The sequence below is a fragment of the Bacillus sp. ISL-4 genome (assembly GCF_018613275.1).
In the GTDB taxonomy this organism is placed as follows: domain Bacteria; phylum Bacillota; class Bacilli; order Bacillales; family DSM-1321; genus Peribacillus; species Peribacillus simplex_E.
In genome coordinates, this window is sequence record NZ_JAGGQN010000019.1 from 1 (window position 1) to 18065 (window position 18065).

Consider the following 18065-nt stretch of genomic DNA (forward strand, 5'->3'; position numbering starts at 1 on the left):
ACCGAATTACCCGAGTGATAAAGATCTACAATAGTCTTCTTGAATTCATTATTGTATTTTTTACCTGTATTCTTACGTTCCAAGACGGACACATCCTCTCAAAAATCATTGTAAGGACTTAACTAAAATGTGTCCATGAAACTATACTAACTCCAGTTTAGTAGCCTAAATAAAAGAAGAAGTGGGGTAGATACTTTACTATTTTGGAAGAAAGATAAATAATTAAATTCTGTTAGTTTACATAAATGACCTTACCCATTTTGAGGCATTAGTTCAACAATTTAAACATTATTTTGATTCGATAAAGTTTTTTTTGAAGGTATCTGTTAATTTGTCCATGCAATTGCCTCGTTATATACATACCATGATAAAAGATGTCATCCTACTACAGTTATTATGTTTGATTATCATCACTTTTGCGTTCACCCATGTTAAGGGGGGCTTTTCTACTTTTAATATAGTAGTAGAGCCATAGTAGATGAAGGGTTTCTCAAATAGGGAATCAGCAGACATGTAGTATTGAAAAAGGTTTTAAAAAATAAAAAAAGAAAAATGGATGGATATGCAACCAATTGTCAATCAGGGATGGAAAGCATAAACAGAGATTAGAAGTGCGGTTAATCATGCGAACAACCTGAAAAGCTGGCAAGAGCAAAGAACATGATATTACAGAAGTTGTGTTAGAGATTGAAAAAGACAACCATGAGAATCCAGATCCTGTTAGCGAATTAATTTGGTAGAAAAATAGAACCATCATTAATTCCAATCATCGATAGCTGGCGGTTATATTCTTCAACTGACGGGGCTGATTTTTGGATTTTAAGAGTGTGAAAATTCGCTTTATTTGAAATTATTGTTAATAATTATAATAACTCTTATCGAGGGGTGGAAAAAAATGAAAGCAGATGCCGTTTTTGAAGGTGGGGGGGTCAGGGGAATTGCTTTTATTGGAGCGATTCAAGCAATGGAAGAGGAAAAAGTAGAATGGGAAAGACTCGCTGGGACATCAGCAGGAGCAGTAATCGCAGCTCTTTTGGCTAGTGGCTATAAAAGCCATGAAATTAGAGAACGGTATAGTGAAATCAACTACTCAAAGATGCGAGGCAGGACAATCCTAAATCAAATTCCTATTTTTGGATCATTTTTGGAACTTATGGTTCATCTTGGGATTTTTAAAAACGACTATTTGGAAACGTGGGTGGATTCTCTTCTTTCAGAAAAAGGGATTAGGACATTCGCGGATCTTCCAGATGGAAAGTTGAAGATTATTGCGTCTGATGTTTCGAATGGTCAGATGCTTATTTTGCCAGATGATTTGGAACGCTATGGGATGTCTCCTGCTGATTTAAAAGTTTCAACTGCCGTAATGATGAGTGCCTCTCTACCATTTTTCTTCCGTCCGGTTATTTGGAAATCAAAAGATCGGAAAAAATCCTACATTTTAGATGGTGGTTTACTTAGTAACTTCCCAATATGGATTTTCGATACAGACAATCCTCGCTTTCCAACATTCGGATTCCATTTTGTGAAAGATAAAGTTAATATAGATCCGGTTATACCAACGCCAATCCACCTTTTCAAAAATATATTTAAAACGATGCTTCAAGCCCATGATTTACGACATATGAACGAAGAAACGATTGAACGCACGATTCAAATTCCTACTGGCGGCATCAACGCAACGGACTTCGAACTGAATGAGGATGAAATCGACTTTCTCTATAAATCAGGCTATACTTCTGCAAAAGAATTTTTGTCTGAGTGGGATTTTGAACAATATAAGCACAAGCGGATGCAAAGAGTAAAAAATAAGTAGGAGAAAGATTACCCTATCGTTTCAAAAGGGTGAAAGAGTGGGACAAGGAGCTGTTACAACGGCTCTTTTTCTTATTGAACTAACGATCAATAGTTTAATATTATTCTTTTATTTCCGTTTAAAAAATTCTAACATAATATCTCATGTTATTTTTTTGTGATTTCGTATTTCCACTTATTGCTTTTAAGCTCAAGACAACTATGCCTCGATCCTAAAAGGAGAGGAGGTAAGCGTAACTCAATGTCACTGTGAGGAACGGATGATGAGCCAGCCTTTCATTCCTCTTTTAAAAATGCTGTTAAAAAATATAGTTGTAGTAAATGTGCAAAGGGATGGAATCTCCACAATAAATGAAAACAGTATTCCGGGTGCTTATCAGGAAGTAGTGGAAACTCCATTAACCATCCCAGCTTCCATTAAGATTTAATAATACCAATAGAAAAGTGGATTCAGCAGTGCCAAGTGAACAATTAATGTCCCACTTTTCTGGTAAACTACATACTGCTTTATCAGGTACGTCTATGGACGTCCCGCATGTATCAGGAGCGCTTGCTTATCTTATAGAAAAATAATTAAAAACGTCTCTAAGCCTTTCCGGTAGCAAAGCCAGAGATGGAAATGGATCGTGGGCTAAAGGTTGTTATGATTTTACTCTCAAAAAATGGTCTATCAATTTTTCCCCACTTGGCATAAAACGTTTACTAGGAATATAATCCTAAAAATAAGAATAAAGATTGACAATCACACATCCTCATAATACGATACTTTACAGAATAAATGGAATTTTCTTTTTATTTTTTGTCACAAAACAAAAACCGGGTTTTATATTATAAAACAATAACCTCCTTGTCTATACATATTCTCCAAGTGTGAACTTTGGCCTTTTCTTATTTTGGAAGCGCTGCCATTTATGGCGTTTTATATAACAAGGAGGGATAAGATATGGAAGCAAGAATGGAAACAAAGCAAGAAAAACCATTAAATATTGGACGGGAATTTCGCTGGACCGTCGTCATCTGGTTATTGATTGGGGGAATAATCAACTATCTAGATCGGGCCAACCTCTCCATTGCAGCTCCCGAAATGATGAAGGATCTCGGACTAAGCGTGACCGAAATCGGGCTATTGGGAACCTTTTTTTCTTGGAGTTATGCAATAATGCAGCTTCCTTCCGGCTGGCTGATTGATCGGTTCGGGACCAAAAAGGTGTATACAATTGCGCTTATTTGGTGGAGCGGTGCGACCATTTTAACCGGAGCCGTTCATAAAATGAGTTCATTTATTGCTGCACGGATTTTACTTGGAGTGGGAGAAGCACCGTGTTTTCCGACGATGGCTAAAATCACTTCGTATTGGTTTCCTAAAAAGGAACGAGGCTTGGCAACTGGAATTTGGGATTCTTCGTCCAAATGGGGACCAGCCATTGCACCGCCAATTCTCGTTTTCATCATGGTGACTTTTGGGTGGAGAGCGCTGTTTTATATAACGGGTGTGATCGGCATCATCTTCGCGATCGGTTTTGTTATTTTTTATAAAAATCCTGAAAAAAGCCAAAAACTTTCCAAGGAGGAATTTGATTACATTAAGTCGGAAGGTGGTGGAGTGGAGCAAGGCATTCAATCATCAAAAATAAAATGGGGTTCGTTATTTAAATATCGAAGCGTGTGGGGGATGATTCTGGGCTTCTTCTGTACCATTTGGATTTGGAACATTTTCCTTGTCTTCCTTCCCCTTTATTTGTTTGATGTCCATCATGTCTCACTTAAAGAAATGGGTATATATGCTGGTATTCCTTGGCTTGGAGGAATCTTTGGCAATATTTTCGGAGGATATCTTACTAAAAAATGGGTCGACAAGGGAATTACTACACCTATTAAAGCAAAGCGTGCCTTAATTAGTATATGTGCCATCTCGGCCGCTATTGTTGTATGTGCAGTTCCACTTGCCAAAGGGCTCGCTATTACCTTAACATTACTGACCCTTGCACTTTGTTTTATTTCTGCCATTACAGGCAGCGCGTGGGCACTTGCCGGTGACATTGCTCCTCCTTCCATGGTTGCTTCCGTAGGTGCAATTCAGAATTTTGGCGGTTATTTTGGTGGAGCCTTTTCCCCTGTTGTGGCAGGCATGATAGTGGATGCAACTGGTTCTTACTCTCTTGCCTTTATATCTGGCGGTTTAATCGCCGGATGCGCCGCAATCTGTTATTGGTTTATTGTAAAACTTCCTATTCAAGAATAGGGTAACCGAGGAGGACATTAATTGATGCCAAAAGTGTATATAGCAAGAACAGTACCGGCCGAGGCAGAGGCATTTATTTCGAAATATTGTCAGTATGAAAAATGGAACGGCCCTGAACCAATCACCAGAAGCCAGCTGTTAAAGGAAATTTCCGATGTGGAGGGACTGCTCATCACAGGAGAAAAAATAGATGATGAATTTCTGGACCATGCACCATGTCTAAAGGCTGTCAGCAATATCTCGGTAGGCTACAACAACTTTGATCTAGAGGCAATGAAAAAGAGAAGCATAATCGGTACAAATACACCTGATGTTCTCGATGAAACCGTGGCTGATTTAGCTTTAGCCTTAATGCTCTCAGCAGCTCGCCGTATTCCGGAACTGGACAAGCTTGTAAAGGATGGCAAGTGGGGAAATAAAGGCGATGAACCCCTCTTTGGCGTTGATGTTCATGGAAAAACATTGGGCATCATCGGTATGGGGAGAATTGGGGAATCTATTGCAAGACGAGGCAAATTCGGTTTTAACATGGAAGTTTTGTATCATAATCGGCGAAGAAAATCTGAAGTGGAGGAAACGCTCAATACAACCTACTCCTCTTTAGAGCACCTTTTAAGGGAATCCGATTTCGTTCTTTTAATGGTCCCTTATACGCCGGAGACGAAGCATCTTATGGGACGGGAGCAATTCGCACTGATGAAAAAATCTGCGATCTTTATCAATACATCCCGCGGTCAGACGGTGGACGAAAAGGCCCTCATTGAAGCACTGCAAAATAAGGAAATCCTTGCAGCCGGTTTGGATGTATTTGAACAGGAACCAGTAACGACCGACAATCCGCTTTTAGCTATGCCGAACGTGGTTACCTTGCCGCATATAGGTTCAGCTACTCATCAAACACGATTTGATATGGCCATGCTTGCGGCGAAGAACCTCGTTGCAGCGGTTACTGGAAGGGAGATAAGCAATGTTGTCCCTGAATTGAAAGGGCTTCAGTCACTAAAATAGTAAAAAAAATCATTAACACAGCGGAAATATTAGGTTGGCCCTGACAAATTAAAAGATTCGTTGATATTTTAAACTCACACCATTCATAAATTTAAATGAGATAGATCGTTTTTTATTTAATGCAGGACATAAAAGAAAAATTCAATAAAAAAGGCATCCATTCAATTTGGATGCTTTTTAATGGGGAGAAAGAATGTGCTCAAAATGACCCTAAACAAATTGTTCTACGGCACAATTCCAACCAACAAAATAAGACGTAGAAGACTTGACTGGGAAGCATTAGGTTAGAAGGGATGATCATTCATTAGATATATTACAGAAAAATTAGTCCACGGGTCCAAGAAAAGAATACGAGGTGGTTAAGTAAGAGAAATATGCTGCATGAACTACATAGTGACTATTAAAAATAATTCTAAAATAACTCCATGTGTGCAGTTGTAATGATCCCAATCCCAAGAAGTATTGGTAGAATTAAATATATTTTTAATCATTTGGTTCTTTTTCATTTCCTAAGTAAATTCAACAGTTTATCTAGTTCCTGGCTTTTATATAATGTTGTTGGGGCTGTAAAACCATATATCATTCCTGTAGTTATTAATTCTTTCCTCAATATCTCAATTTTTTCATGTAATGCTTCCATACTCTCCAATGCAGAATCCCTCAAGTACTTTCATTTTTTATTATGAAACCATTATTACATAAATTAGGATGTTTTTAAATAAAAAGTGAGTGATTACTCATAAATTATTTGGACATTCATTAGTCCGATTTTGTATCTTTCTTTTATTCTACTATCTCGGAGACTTCATTAGGCTTACATAAACAGATGAAATACTATAAGTTTATTAAAAAAATTTCCTTGTTAAAATAGCCCATGGAAGTTATTTGTAACGATTAAATAAATGATTCATTAAGAAAAATAGGTTAAAAGAATTAGGTTATATGTAAAAAGTTTGTAGGTCCATGTAAATGCATGAGTGAATCAGATCTTTTTTAATGTTTAAAGAGATCCATAAGTCCTGCATGAAAATCCCTAATTGGAAATTTGTTGATTTACATTTATTCATATACCTTTAAAAGGGCCATACTATACTTGAACCAGATTCAAATAATAGGAGGGAAAGATCAATGAATAATGAAAGAGCAATGGATGATTTAATTAAGAATTGGAGCGAATTAGGTAAGAACATGGACCGCCGAAACTTTATCCAGGGAGCAAGTAAGCTTGCCGGACTTTCATTAGGTCTTGCCCTTGCCCAATCAATGGGCGGCATTGAAGTGAATGCTGCCCCGAAATTCAGTGATTATCCATTTACTCTCGGTGTAGCTTCAGGTGATCCGCTCTCGGATAGTGTTGTTTTATGGACAAGGCTGGCACCTGATCCGTTAAATGGAGGAGGTATGACACAAGAAGCCATTTCCGTTAAATGGGAAGTGGCAAATGATGAAAATTTCAGAAAGATTGTACAACAAGGCAAGGAAATAGCCAGGCCGGAACTTGGCCATTCCGTTCATGTGGAAGTAAGTGGGTTAAAATCGGATAAGGTCTATTTTTACCGTTTTAAAAGTGGAGGGGAAGTAAGTCAGACTGGGAAAACGAAAACACTTCCGCCAATCGGTTCAAGTGTTTCAAACCTGTCATTCGCTTTTGTTTCATGCCAGCAATTTGAGCATGGTTATTATACGGCATATAAACATTTGGCAAAAGAAGATTTGGATCTTGTCTTTCATCTTGGCGATTACATATATGAGTACGGACCAAATGAATATGTTTCTTCTTCAGGTAATGTCCGTGTACATAGTGGTCCGGAGATCATCACGCTTGAGGATTATCGAAATAGATACGCACAATACCGCTCTGATACCCATTTAAAAGCGGCACACGCAGCTTTCCCATGGGTCGTGACTTGGGATGATCATGAAGTTGAAAACAATTATGCAAATGTCATTCCGGAAAAAGGACAATCGGTAGAAGCATTCATCAAGAGAAGGGCCGCCGCCTATCAAGCATACTATGAGCATATGCCCCTTCGAAAATCATCTTTGCCTAAGGGAGCGGATATGCGGTTATACAGAAGTTTCACATATGGCGATCTGGCCTCTTTCTTTGTATTGGATTCCCGTCAATACCGGGATGATCAGGCAAACGGCGATGGAAGTTCCCCGCAAACGCCTGAGTCACTTGATCCGAAACGGACATTGCTAGGTCCAGAGCAGGAACAGTGGCTAACTGACAATCTTTTGAAATCAAAAACAAAGTGGAATGTGCTGCCACAGCAGATTTTCTTTGCACAACGGAATTATGGAACACCTACAGCTCCCAAATTCAGCATGGATTCCTGGGATGGTTACCCGGCTGCACGTGATCGTTTGATTGATGTAATTAAAAGTAATAATATAGAAAATTTGGTCGTGTTGACCGGTGATGTACATGCAAGCTGGGCAGCCAATTTAAAGGCGGATTTCAATGATCCAAATTCAAGGATTTTCGGTGTGGAGTTTGTCGGCACATCCATCACATCCGGTGGAAACGGAGCAGATAAGCGTGCAGATACGGATAAAATACTAAGCCAGAATCCACATATAAAGTTCTTTAATGATTACCGGGGGTATGTCCGATGCAAAGTAACACCAGAACAATGGAAGGCGGATTACCGTGTAGTTCCTTTCGTGACAGATCCAGAAGCGGATATATCGACAAGAGCATCTTTTGTGTTTAATAAGGATCAAACTGGACTAAGAAAGGTTGCGTCAGCAACGGTTACGGAAGGTATACAAAAAACGAACGAAGTCGAGGAAGATCGGACACGTGCCCATAATCGCGCACATGAAAAACAAAGAATGAAAAAGCAGGGGAAAGTGACTAATTGATAGGGAACCATAATGATGATTGACAAGAATATAGCGAAGAAAAATGAGAAGATCAGAGGAGTGAATAAGAATGCTTTCAAATATAGGAATACCCGGTTTGGTGATTGTCCTCGTGATTGCACTGATTATTTTTGGACCGTCCAAGCTGCCGGAAATCGGCCGTGCATTTGGTCGAACTTTATCCGAATTCAAAAGTGCAACCAAAGGATTGGTGAATGATTCAGATAAAGAGGAAGAAAATGAGAATAAAGCTGCGTTAAGAGCTGTTAAAAAAGAGGGATGAATTTAATGGGATAGAGCAGGCGGAAAGACTCGCCTGCTTCTTTTAATGAGAAGGGTTCGAGGGAGAGTGCTTTTTTGCAATAGTGCAAGTAAAATGTTTAAAAAGGAGGAGTGAAGGTGGAAAGTAAGGATTTACACGTTATTGAACATATGGAGGAACTCCGAAGCAGAATCATTAAAACATTGATTGGTTTTCTGGCTTTTTTCATAGTGAGTTTCATATTCGTACAGGATATTTATGAACTGCTCATTAAGGATTTGGAAGGAAAGCTTGCCGTGCTTGGACCAAGTGAGATCCTATGGGTATACATGATTATCGCTGCGGTTTGTGCAATAGCTGCAACGATTCCGCTAGCAGCCTATCAGTTATGGCGCTTTGTGGCTCCAGCGCTGAAACCGGAAGAGAGAAGAGTTACATTTCGGTTCATACCCGGGCTCTTCATTCTATTCATCACCGGTATCTCATTTGGATATTTTGTGTTGTTTCCAATAGTCCTGGGTTTCCTCACTTCCCTATCGGCCGGGCAGTTCGAGATGATGTTCACAGCGGAAAAGTATTTTCGGTTCATGATTAATTTGATCTTACCTTTCGGGATTTTATTCGAGATGCCGCTTGTGGTCATGTTCCTGACCAGATTAGGAGTCATCAATCCAACAGTATTGAAAAAGTCTCGTAAGATTTCTTATTTCGTCCTGGTTGTCATCTCGGTCCTGATTACCCCTCCAGATATAATTTCGGACATTTTGGTTATCGTCCCTTTGCTTGTGCTTTATGAAGTGAGTGTACAGCTGTCCAATATGGTTTACCGAAAAAGGCTAATGAAAGATGAGGCAGCCTTACCTGTAACATGAAATGGCTAAATCCACAACCTATTGAAAGAAACATTTCTTAGGAAATAGTTATTGAACACTAAAAAGTTGAGGGATATACCCCTCAACTTTTTTATTGCGGAATAATACTTGGTGGGAATAATTAGATCATTTATCCTTTTTTTATCATGGCTTCTGACTTTATATTTGGAGTGGATTTAAGTTTTTTGTTGTTACCAATCCACCAAACCGATATTGCGCTCACTAAACCAGCAAAAACAACATATAAGCTAAGTAAAAAGGGAGATCCATTATTATAACCTAATAATGCAGTGGCAATGATGGGAGTAAAACCACTTGCGAAAATCCCGGAAAATTGATATACGAATGACATACCCGTGTATCTGACAGGAGCTTCGAATAGCTCTGCAAATAAAGCAGCTTCAGGCCCATAAACAGACGAATAAAAGATTCCCAAAGGGATAATGAGTGCCAACCAGATTACAAGGGTGCTGCCATTACTGTTAGACATTATCAAAAAAGCAGGAAGTGCAGAAAGTCCTGTTACAAGACTACCAATTAAATAGGTTCGAGTTCTTCCAAACCGGTCAGATATATGACCGAAGATAGGTATGAAAAAGCACATGACAAATGCTGCTGCGGACACACCGAGTAATGCCTCGGTACGTGATAAATCAAGGGAGTTTGTTAAATAGGTAATTGAAAATACACCCATAACATTAAAGAACACACCGTCTATATATCTTGCACCCATGCCAGCCAGAACATTACCAGTATTATTTTTCCACATGTCCTTTATTGGCATATTAGATTCTATGTTACTTTCCTTCACTTTTTTAAACTCAGGCGATTCCGAAATATTAAGCCGAATCCATAAACCTAGGAATATCAATATGGAACTAAGCGCAAAAGCTATACGCCATCCCCATGACATGAACTGACTGTCAGATAAAGTAGAAGAAAGTACTCCCACAACCCCAGATGACAAAAGCAAGCCTATTGATAGTCCAATTTGAGGCAAACTTGCATATAGACCCCTTTTTTTTAGGGGTGCATGTTCAAAAGTCATTAGTACAGCACCGCCCCATTCACCGCCAAGCCCAATCCCTTGCAATATTCTTAATATAAGCAAGCAGATAGGAGCCCATATGCCAATTTGGTTATAAGTGGGTATAAGGGCGATCAATACAGTACTCCCGCCCATAATACCTAAGCTGGTTATCAACATGCTTTTCCGACCGATTTTGTCTCCGAAATGACCAAAAATTAATCCTCCCACCGGACGGGCTATAAACCCCACAGCAAAGGTGGCATAGGCTAACAAAGTGGATACAATCGGATCATCAGCAGGAAAGTATAGCTTATTGAATACAATTCCAGCGACTACCCCGTAAAGGAAAAAGTCATACCACTCAATCGTTGAACCAATGAGACTAGCCCCCACCACGCGTGAGAGTGTTTTACCCTTTTTTATTTCCATTTCTTTTCCTCCCTAACATTGATAATTTTAAAAAAATGGTTGGAAATCGAAGAAGAGTACAATAAAGCATTAAATTATATTCCCATAATTATTAATTTGAGTGGGGGGACAATTCAATCGATATATTTACCAGTTCTTGATAACTTAAATAGTGAATTGGGCATCATTTTCAATATGCTATCTTAAGCAGAAAGTTTTTATAGTAAATGTATTTTTTTAGATCAGCTTTGGGGCATTTCAATTATAGTTAAACCTCTCAGATTTGACAGGATGGTATGCGCTTTCATTTTTTTGTATTACTTAATTTTTATTTCTGGTACAGTTGTGAATTTCGGTTAGATAGTTTCTCAGCTAATAAGTGAAAAACATTCCGTATGTCCTGCTCAGTCGGAACTTTTCTATTGGTCGCTATTCCATTACCTGAAAGAGCATCAGAAACTAATGTTGGAATTTCGGCATTTAACTTTTGGGTGTCTATATATTTAAGTCCGTCATTCCAAACACCGAACTTTTCATTATATTCTGCTAGTGCAGAAATAGGAAATGATGTAAGGTTTTCTTTACAGAGAGATGGAGAGGCGCCAAGTGCCAATGCTATTTCTGCCAATTGTTCTTGGCAGGAATCTAGACTGAATTCCATAACAAAGGGCATCAGCAATGCTACGCTTAGTCCATGAGGAATATGGAACCTCGCTCCTAACGATCTTCCTGTTGCATGGGCCAAATTTGTGGAGGCATTTGAAAAAGCGATGCCCGCATAACAGCTTGCCAACATCATTTCTCTTCTAGAGTCGAGATCTGAACCGTCCTCAAAAACTTTTGGAAGTGACTTTTCGATTAGTTTTATAGCTTCAAGAGAGAATAATTTGGTCATGACGGTCGCCCTATTTGAAAGAAGTGCTTCAATTGCATGTGAAAGAGCATCGAGTCCAGTATAGACCGTAAAATTGGGAGGGAGGCTTAAAGTTAATTCCGGATCTAAAATTGCTACATCTGGAACAAGGTCTGGATGACTTGGATTCATTTTTATATTTGTGACAAAATCCGTGATAACCATAATTTTAGTAACTTCAGATCCGGTTCCAGAAGTTGTTGGAACTGCAAAAAGAGGGAGCCGATCTAGTTTTTGGTAGTGAGGTATGCTATTCCATTCAGTATCCATTGATTTACCGAAAACAGATAATGCCTTTGCTAAATCAATGGCACTGCCTCCGCCTATGCCAAGTACACAATCTCCCTGAAAATCATTGAAATGCGTTAATGCGTCTTCCACATGTTTGGTAGACGGTTCTCCAGAAAAATTTGTGAAAAGTTTAAATTCTATGCCGCTTTTCATTAAGATAAGGCTTATCTTTTCATGGAGATTCAAAGGAGGTCTAGCCAAGAAAGAGTCCATGAGAATTAAAACTTTTCTTCCTCCTTTTGATCTAATTAATTTCCCTAAATAATGAATGGCACCATTCTCAAGCAAAATATTCCGAGGTAAATCAAGTATAGCCATTTTATCACCCTTTTCTTAGATTTGTTAAAGAATGTAACTAATAAAATACTAATGCAAGAAACATGCCGAACTTGGAATATTGGGATAATTGTACAAAAACGGTGATCCATAAAAAATAATGGTGTTGAATTGTCACCAACCTGGTAATAAAATGACTACAAAAGGAGGCGAATAATAATGAGGATAAATGAACTTTTAGAAAAGGTACAACAATTAGAGGCAATCAATAAACTGATGCGTACAATCATTGACTTTTCCTCAGACGGACTTTATGTGGTGGATGAAGATGGAATCACCATAGAAGTTAATAAGGCATATGAAGAAATGACAGGAATAAATCGTAATGAAGTTATAGGGAAGGATATTAAAGATCTAGTATTATTGGAGTATTTTGATGAATCAGCTGCGTATATGGCATTACAGTCTAAGAACACTACCACTATCATGCAAAAAATCAATAAATGTAAATATTTTGTAGCAACGGCTACTCCAGTCTTCGATAATTCAAAGAAAAAGGTAAAAATGATAGTTACGAGTGTAAGAGATATAACTTATTTGAATCATTTACAAAGTCAAACAAGAAAAATGGAACTTGATAAAGAAAATGACGCAAAACAAAGCATGAACCATCCGCTAATTATTTTTAAAAGTCAGCAAATGCAGACATTAATAGAAAAGTCAAAAAAAATTGCTGCATTTCCAACATCTGTACTCATTACAGGTGACTCTGGGACAGGTAAAGAAGTGTTAGCTAATTACATTCATGAGTACAGCAGACAAAAAAATTCCCCTTTTATTAAGGTGAATTGTGCAGCCATCCCATCTGAATTATTTGAATCGGAATTATTTGGATACGCTGATGGAGCATTTACGGGAGCTAAAAAAGGTGGCTTTTTTGAAAAAGCGAATTTTGGTACCATCCTATTAGATGAAATTGGTGAACTTCCATTGTTGATGCAAGCCAAATTACTTCGAGTTCTTCAAGATCAAGCTATTACCCGTATAGGTGATACAAGGCCAATTACTCTTAATTTTCGTCTAATTTGTTCGACCAATAAAGACCTAAGGGAACTTATTAATAAAAAGCAATTCAGAGAAGATTTATGGTATCGGATTAATGTAGTCCATCTAGATATACCACCGTTATTAAAGCGGAAAACTGATATTTTACCTTTAATTGACTATTACCTTAAGATGCTTTGTGAGCAGTTCGGGTTAATAAAAAAAATAATGCCTGAAACTATAAAGCTTATGGAAAGTTACCAATGGCCAGGAAATGTTCGTGAGCTGAAAAATATATTAGAGTATTTGGTGGTATCAACATCAGTACCTTCCATATTGCCTAGGGACCTGCCTGAACATATTAGGGATAATTGGAAATTAGAAAGTGATACTGATTATGAGGAATATATATCCCCCTCTAGTCATCTTAATTTAAAGGATGCAATGAATCAATTTGAAGCTCAGATAATCTTAGATGCCCTAAAATCCTCACCAAGCATTCGAAAAGCAGCTTTTAAACTCAAAATTGACCATGCAAATCTAATTAGGAGAATGAAACGCCTTGGGATTCATTATTGAAGCACTAAAATATATATAAATATTGCTCATAGATGATATGCACCCAAAGTCTTTACCTCTGGTTATATTTTATACCCCCTTCAAGAGAATATTGGATAGTTACGGAAGAAGTGCAGCTTTCCTAGATAATCATGTTTTCTGCAATTTATATTCCCCTTTATATCACTCACATCATTTTAAAGAAACTACAGCTAATCATAATATAATTTCCAACATGAAAAAGGTAATTAAACATTCCAAAGTAAACATAAGAATGTGTTTGTATAAATATCGAAAGTGAAAAGGTTCGAATAAATTGTTGTAAGAGGTGAATGTGTATCTTATGGTTCAAGTATAAATATATATTTAGGGGGGGAAGGCATTATCAAAATATCGAACGGGATGGTGAGAAGTTTATGAAGGATTTAGTGAAAATTATCGCAGGAAACATTTCCATGACCTTTGCCTATGCTTATTTAATCGTTCCCAATGAAATTATTAACGGCGGGGTAACTAGCTCGGCATTATTATTGAATGCATTATCGGGTTATAACATTGCCATGCTAGCCAATTTCGTAACAGGATTACTGTTGATCATTTGTTTAGTTTTTCTAGGGAAAGAATACTTTATTAAGTCGATCGTAAGTTCGCTTAGCTATATGTTTTTTTTCAATTTTTTTTATTCATTGAAGATTAATTTCCATATAAATATCGCTTTAGTGATTATCATTTCGTCGATTTTGATAGCGATAGGATATTATTTATGTATAACAGCAAATGCCTCCACTGTTGGCTTTGATGTGATTGCCTTAATTTTACATCATAAAAAAGAAAAAATAGATATTGCAGCGACAATAAGGATTATTAATCTTATCGTACTGGTATTGGGCCTTCTTGTTTACGGTTATACATCGATTGTTAAGGGAATTGCATTTACATTGCTTTTTTCATATCTTCTAAAGAAAATGCTGGATAGGAAGCAGAATACCATAAGATTAGCAACGGAAAGTGTGCTAGATGAATCCTCCAAGGTGAAAGGAGTAAAATGAAAAATATTTGAGGTTTGCAGTATTAATGAGCACCTTTTTTATTTGAAAATTTTCATTTTGTTATCTAAATATTCTGATTTTTAAATTGACTTTAAAAAAATCAGAGTGTATTATACACATAGTAAGTGGTACTAACATCATGACGTAGTGATGTTAGATCTGCTTCGAATTTCCAAATAGCCTTAAGAAAGGGGGAATAGTGATATAGAATCTTAAGTTCATAGCGTCATCTCCTGTGTTGTTTTTAAAATGCCATGTTTCCAAGTTCCCACTATCTTTGTGAAAGTGTAAAGGACAGGCTGCTAAAAAAGCCTTGTTTTTACATGCAAGTAGCGATTATTTTAGTTGATTCCCCAAAATATTGAAAGTTGGTGGAGGGTATGAAACATCAACAGGAAGAACTGAAACCAGGCCTGAAACAAAGACATTTAACGATGATATCCTTAAGTGGTGTCATAGGCGCTGGTTTATTTGTTGGAAGCGGTATCATTATTGGTCAAACGGGCCCCGGGGCGATATTATCATATGTTTTGGCAGGCTTGATCGTTGTTCTAGTCATGAGGATGCTTGGGGAAATGGCCACAGTGAATCCCAATACTGGATCTTTTGCCGTTTATGCAAGAGAGGGGATTGGTGAATGGGCCGGTTTTACAACAGGTTGGTTATATTGGTTCTTTTGGGTTATCGTCATTGCTTTGGAAGCAACAGCGGGAGCTGCAATCATTCACAGCTGGCTTCCTTCCGTTCCCGTTTGGGTCATAAGTCTATCTTTGATTATCCTTTTGAAACTGACGAATATTTTTTCCGTAAAATCGTTTGGTGAGTTCGAATACTGGTTTTCAATCATTAAAATAATCAGTATCATCCTATTTTTGTGCCTGGGTGTGGCAGTGATATTAGGGTTTATCCCAACGATAAAACCACCTGGCGCCACTAATCTTCTGAATTTTGGCGGTTTTATTCCGAACGGGATAAGTTCTGTTCTTGTTGGCGTCGCAATTGTTTTTCATGCATTTGTTGGAGTGGAGATTCCAGCGATTGCCGCGGGTGAGACGAGTGATCCGGTTAAGTCAGTTAGAAGTGCATTGAATAGTGTGGTATGGCGAATCCTGATCTTCTATATTGGGTCCATCGCCATTCTAGTGACGCTATTACCTTGGAACTCGGCTTCTTTGCTGAAAAGTCCATTTGTTGCCGTACTTGAAATGATGGGAATCCCTTCTGCTGCCCTGATCATGAATATGGTAATTCTCATTGCACTGCTTTCTTGTTTGAATTCGGGGTTATATACGAGTTCACGCATGTTATTTTCACTTGCACAAAAGGGTGATGCTCCAAAGTTATTCTCAAAAGTGAGCAAGAACGGTGTCCCTATATTGGCTGTAGTCGGCTCTACATTATTTGCCTTTATCAGCACCATTTTCAGTTATGTTTCACCTGATAAAATCTTTTTCTTTTTAGTGAATTCCTCGGGTGGAGTCGGAATTCTTGTTTATCTGGCCATCGCGGTTTCCCATCTCAGATTAAGGAAGAGAATGGAGAAAGAAAATCCAGGAATTTTCAAGATCAAAATGTGGTTATTCCCTTATTTGACTTATGTAACCATACTATCCATGATTTCCGTTTTGGTATTAATGGCATTTATCGATTCGCAACGTCCGCAGTTTATCTTTACCATGCTATTTAGCTTGATTGTTATCTGTTCATTCTTTTTCCTTCGGCGTAAAAAAGCGAAGTATATGGAGAATGAATTAAATATTGTTTCTGGTTCCCCTAATTCTGAAAAATTATAGCTTTTGCTCTATACCATTTTAAGGCAATGCTTCGTTTACTTCTATGGAACTCCTCAGACAAAATTCTTCAATCACAAATCAGCTAGAATATGATTCCCATAGAAAAAGAGAGTTGTGCCAACAGGTGCTTGGTGCCATCTGTCTTTTAAATCATGAAGGAGGGATTATGTTGAATGGTTTCCGTGTAATGACTAGTGGGGCTATCCTTGGAGCCATGTTGCTGTCAGGCTGCAACAATTCAAGTGAACCGGACGAGGCTCAAAAAGAAAAAAGTCCAGTCATGAATGAAAACCCGGATGCAAATACGGGTGATACCCAAAATGCAGAGGTTATTAAAAAAGGTGTCGGCGATGTGATTCAATCCATAAAAGGATTGGAGTCAGAAATAAGTACGGAGGCGGATTCAGAGAAAATTCAAGAAATGGGAAAAGAGATCAGTTCTACATGGGATTCGATAGAAAAGCAAGTGGAAGATGAATACCCCGATTGGTATGAAAGGATTGAGAAAAACCTTTACCCATTAATTGGGGAGTCAGGTAATCCGGATAAGGATCTTGAAAAAATAAATCGACTCTCTGAAGCTACCAAAGAAGATTTACAGTTATTTTTGGGAGAAGTGAAATGAATTCTCTTTATACCCGTGGAGTAGGGGGGGTATGGGTATTAACAGGTTTAGCAGGTTTGGTGATTTTTAAAGGAGGTAAGGATGAGGAGGGGAACTTAGATTGGAAAGCGCAAAGGAATGCAAAGAGGTTCAGGCAGTGATCTTTGATTGGGCAGGAACGACGGTGGATTATGGTTGTTTTGCGCCGGTCCAAGCATTTGTCGAGATATTCAGGATAAGGGAGATAGATATTACCATTAAGGAAGCAAGGGAACCTATGGGTTTATTGAAGATGGATCATATAATGGAACTCCTGAAAATGAAACGAATCTCCAATTTATGGATTGCTAAATTCGGGAAAGAACCGGACGAAAGAGATCTAAAATCATTGTATATGGACTTTGAGGCTTTGCTTTTTAAGGTTCTTAAGGAAAACGCCAAGCCAATACCAGGCGCAATTGAATTAGTCAGCCGTTTAAGGCAGCTAGGAATAAAAATCGGTTCGACGACAGGGTATACTCGAGAAATGATTAATGTTGTTAAACAAGAGGCGGAAAAATGGGGCTATCAACCAGATTCCATCGTTGCGTCTAACGAAGTGCCTGCAGGAAGGCCTGCCCCTTGGATGTGCTTTAAGACGGCGATGAATCTCCAAGTGTATCCACTCAGCAAAATCGTTAAAGTCGGCGATACAATCAGTGACATCAAAGAAGGCATTTCTGCGGGAATGTGGACTGTTGCCGTATTGAAAGGCGGCAGTGAAATCGGCCTTTCAGAAGCGGAAATCAACGAAATGGACCCATACGATCTGCAAAAACGGATGAAACATGCAGAAAATCGATTTTTGAATGCAGGAGCCGATTTCGTAATTGATGAAATAGGTGATTTATTGGAGATCATCGATAGGATCAACTACAGATTGATAGAAAAAAAGGATATATTTATTGGTTAAAAAAGATTCTTATACATGAGTTAGTGACTATGATGGTTAGAGGTTTTAGATAAATTCAAAATATTCAATTTACTTAT

Annotated in this window: 15 protein-coding genes; 12 read left to right on the forward strand and 3 right to left on the reverse strand. The window is 38.1% G+C overall.

Annotated elements, in window-relative coordinates:
- Nucleotides 1–895: 895 nt before the first annotated feature.
- From J7J00_RS15295 to J7J00_RS15310, 4 genes are all read left to right on the forward strand, one after another.
- Nucleotides 896–1816, forward strand: a complete 921-nt coding sequence (locus J7J00_RS15295) for a patatin-like phospholipase family protein (protein WP_214791870.1) — start codon at nt 896–898, stop codon at nt 1814–1816.
- A gap of 262 nt (nt 1817–2078) precedes the next feature.
- Complete coding sequence (locus J7J00_RS15300) at nt 2079–2243, forward strand: hypothetical protein (RefSeq protein ID WP_214791872.1); 165 nt, start codon at nt 2079–2081, stop codon at nt 2241–2243.
- A 515-nt stretch (nt 2244–2758) separates the two neighbouring features.
- Complete coding sequence (locus J7J00_RS15305) at nt 2759–4057, forward strand: MFS transporter (protein ID WP_214791875.1); 1299 nt, start codon at nt 2759–2761, stop codon at nt 4055–4057.
- A gap of 21 nt (nt 4058–4078) precedes the next feature.
- Nucleotides 4079–5065, forward strand: a complete 987-nt coding sequence (locus J7J00_RS15310; RefSeq protein ID WP_214791877.1) for a 2-hydroxyacid dehydrogenase — start codon at nt 4079–4081, stop codon at nt 5063–5065.
- A 502-nt stretch (nt 5066–5567) separates the two neighbouring features.
- On the opposite strand, the gene J7J00_RS15315 is transcribed toward J7J00_RS15310, so the two are convergent.
- A complete protein-coding gene (locus tag J7J00_RS15315) occupies nt 5568–5705 on the reverse strand; it encodes an aspartyl-phosphate phosphatase Spo0E family protein (protein ID WP_214791879.1) in 138 nt (45 codons plus the stop codon).
- 488 nt (nt 5706–6193) lie between these two features.
- On the opposite strand from J7J00_RS15315, the gene J7J00_RS15320 reads away from it, so the two are divergent.
- The 3 genes from J7J00_RS15320 (at nt 6194) to tatC (ending at nt 9070) form a co-directional block, all read left to right on the forward strand.
- Nucleotides 6194–7936: an alkaline phosphatase D family protein gene (locus J7J00_RS15320; RefSeq protein WP_214791881.1), complete on the forward strand. Its 1743-nt coding sequence runs from the start codon at nt 6194–6196 to the stop codon at nt 7934–7936.
- A gap of 70 nt (nt 7937–8006) precedes the next feature.
- The gene (locus tag J7J00_RS15325) at nt 8007–8219 is read left to right on the forward strand and encodes a twin-arginine translocase TatA/TatE family subunit (RefSeq protein ID WP_098371765.1); all 213 of its coding nucleotides are present in this window, start codon (nt 8007–8009) and stop codon (nt 8217–8219) included.
- Between the two features lie 149 nt (nt 8220–8368).
- The gene (tatC, locus tag J7J00_RS15330) at nt 8369–9070 is read left to right on the forward strand and encodes a twin-arginine translocase subunit TatC (RefSeq protein WP_286201380.1); all 702 of its coding nucleotides are present in this window, start codon (nt 8369–8371) and stop codon (nt 9068–9070) included.
- A gap of 130 nt (nt 9071–9200) precedes the next feature.
- Here the strand turns inward: tatC and J7J00_RS15335 are convergent, their stop codons facing one another.
- On the reverse strand, nt 9201–10529 hold the full coding sequence (locus J7J00_RS15335) for an MFS transporter (protein WP_214791885.1): 1329 nt from the start codon (nt 10527–10529) through the stop codon (nt 9201–9203).
- 307 nt (nt 10530–10836) lie between these two features.
- Nucleotides 10837–12030: an iron-containing alcohol dehydrogenase gene (locus J7J00_RS15340; RefSeq protein WP_214791887.1), complete on the reverse strand. Its 1194-nt coding sequence runs from the start codon at nt 12028–12030 to the stop codon at nt 10837–10839.
- Between the two features lie 177 nt (nt 12031–12207).
- Between J7J00_RS15340 and J7J00_RS15345 the strand changes: the two genes are divergently transcribed.
- The 5 genes from J7J00_RS15345 to phnX all read left to right on the forward strand — a co-directional run bounded on the left by J7J00_RS15345 (nt 12208) and on the right by phnX (nt 17988).
- A complete protein-coding gene (locus J7J00_RS15345) occupies nt 12208–13611 on the forward strand; it encodes a sigma-54 interaction domain-containing protein (protein WP_214791889.1) in 1404 nt (467 codons plus the stop codon).
- Nucleotides 13612–14006: 395 nt separating this feature from the next.
- A complete protein-coding gene (locus tag J7J00_RS15350; RefSeq protein ID WP_214791891.1) occupies nt 14007–14639 on the forward strand; it encodes a YitT family protein in 633 nt (210 codons plus the stop codon).
- A gap of 380 nt (nt 14640–15019) precedes the next feature.
- Nucleotides 15020–16432: an amino acid permease gene (locus J7J00_RS15355; protein WP_214791893.1), complete on the forward strand. Its 1413-nt coding sequence runs from the start codon at nt 15020–15022 to the stop codon at nt 16430–16432.
- Between the two features lie 169 nt (nt 16433–16601).
- Entirely contained in the window at nt 16602–17057 is a 456-nt protein-coding gene (locus J7J00_RS15360; RefSeq protein ID WP_214791895.1) for a hypothetical protein, read from the forward strand.
- A gap of 100 nt (nt 17058–17157) precedes the next feature.
- Nucleotides 17158–17988, forward strand: coding sequence for a phosphonoacetaldehyde hydrolase (phnX, locus tag J7J00_RS15365; protein WP_214791897.1), 831 nt, complete (start codon nt 17158–17160; stop codon nt 17986–17988).
- The last annotated feature ends 77 nt before the right edge of the window (nt 17989–18065 follow it).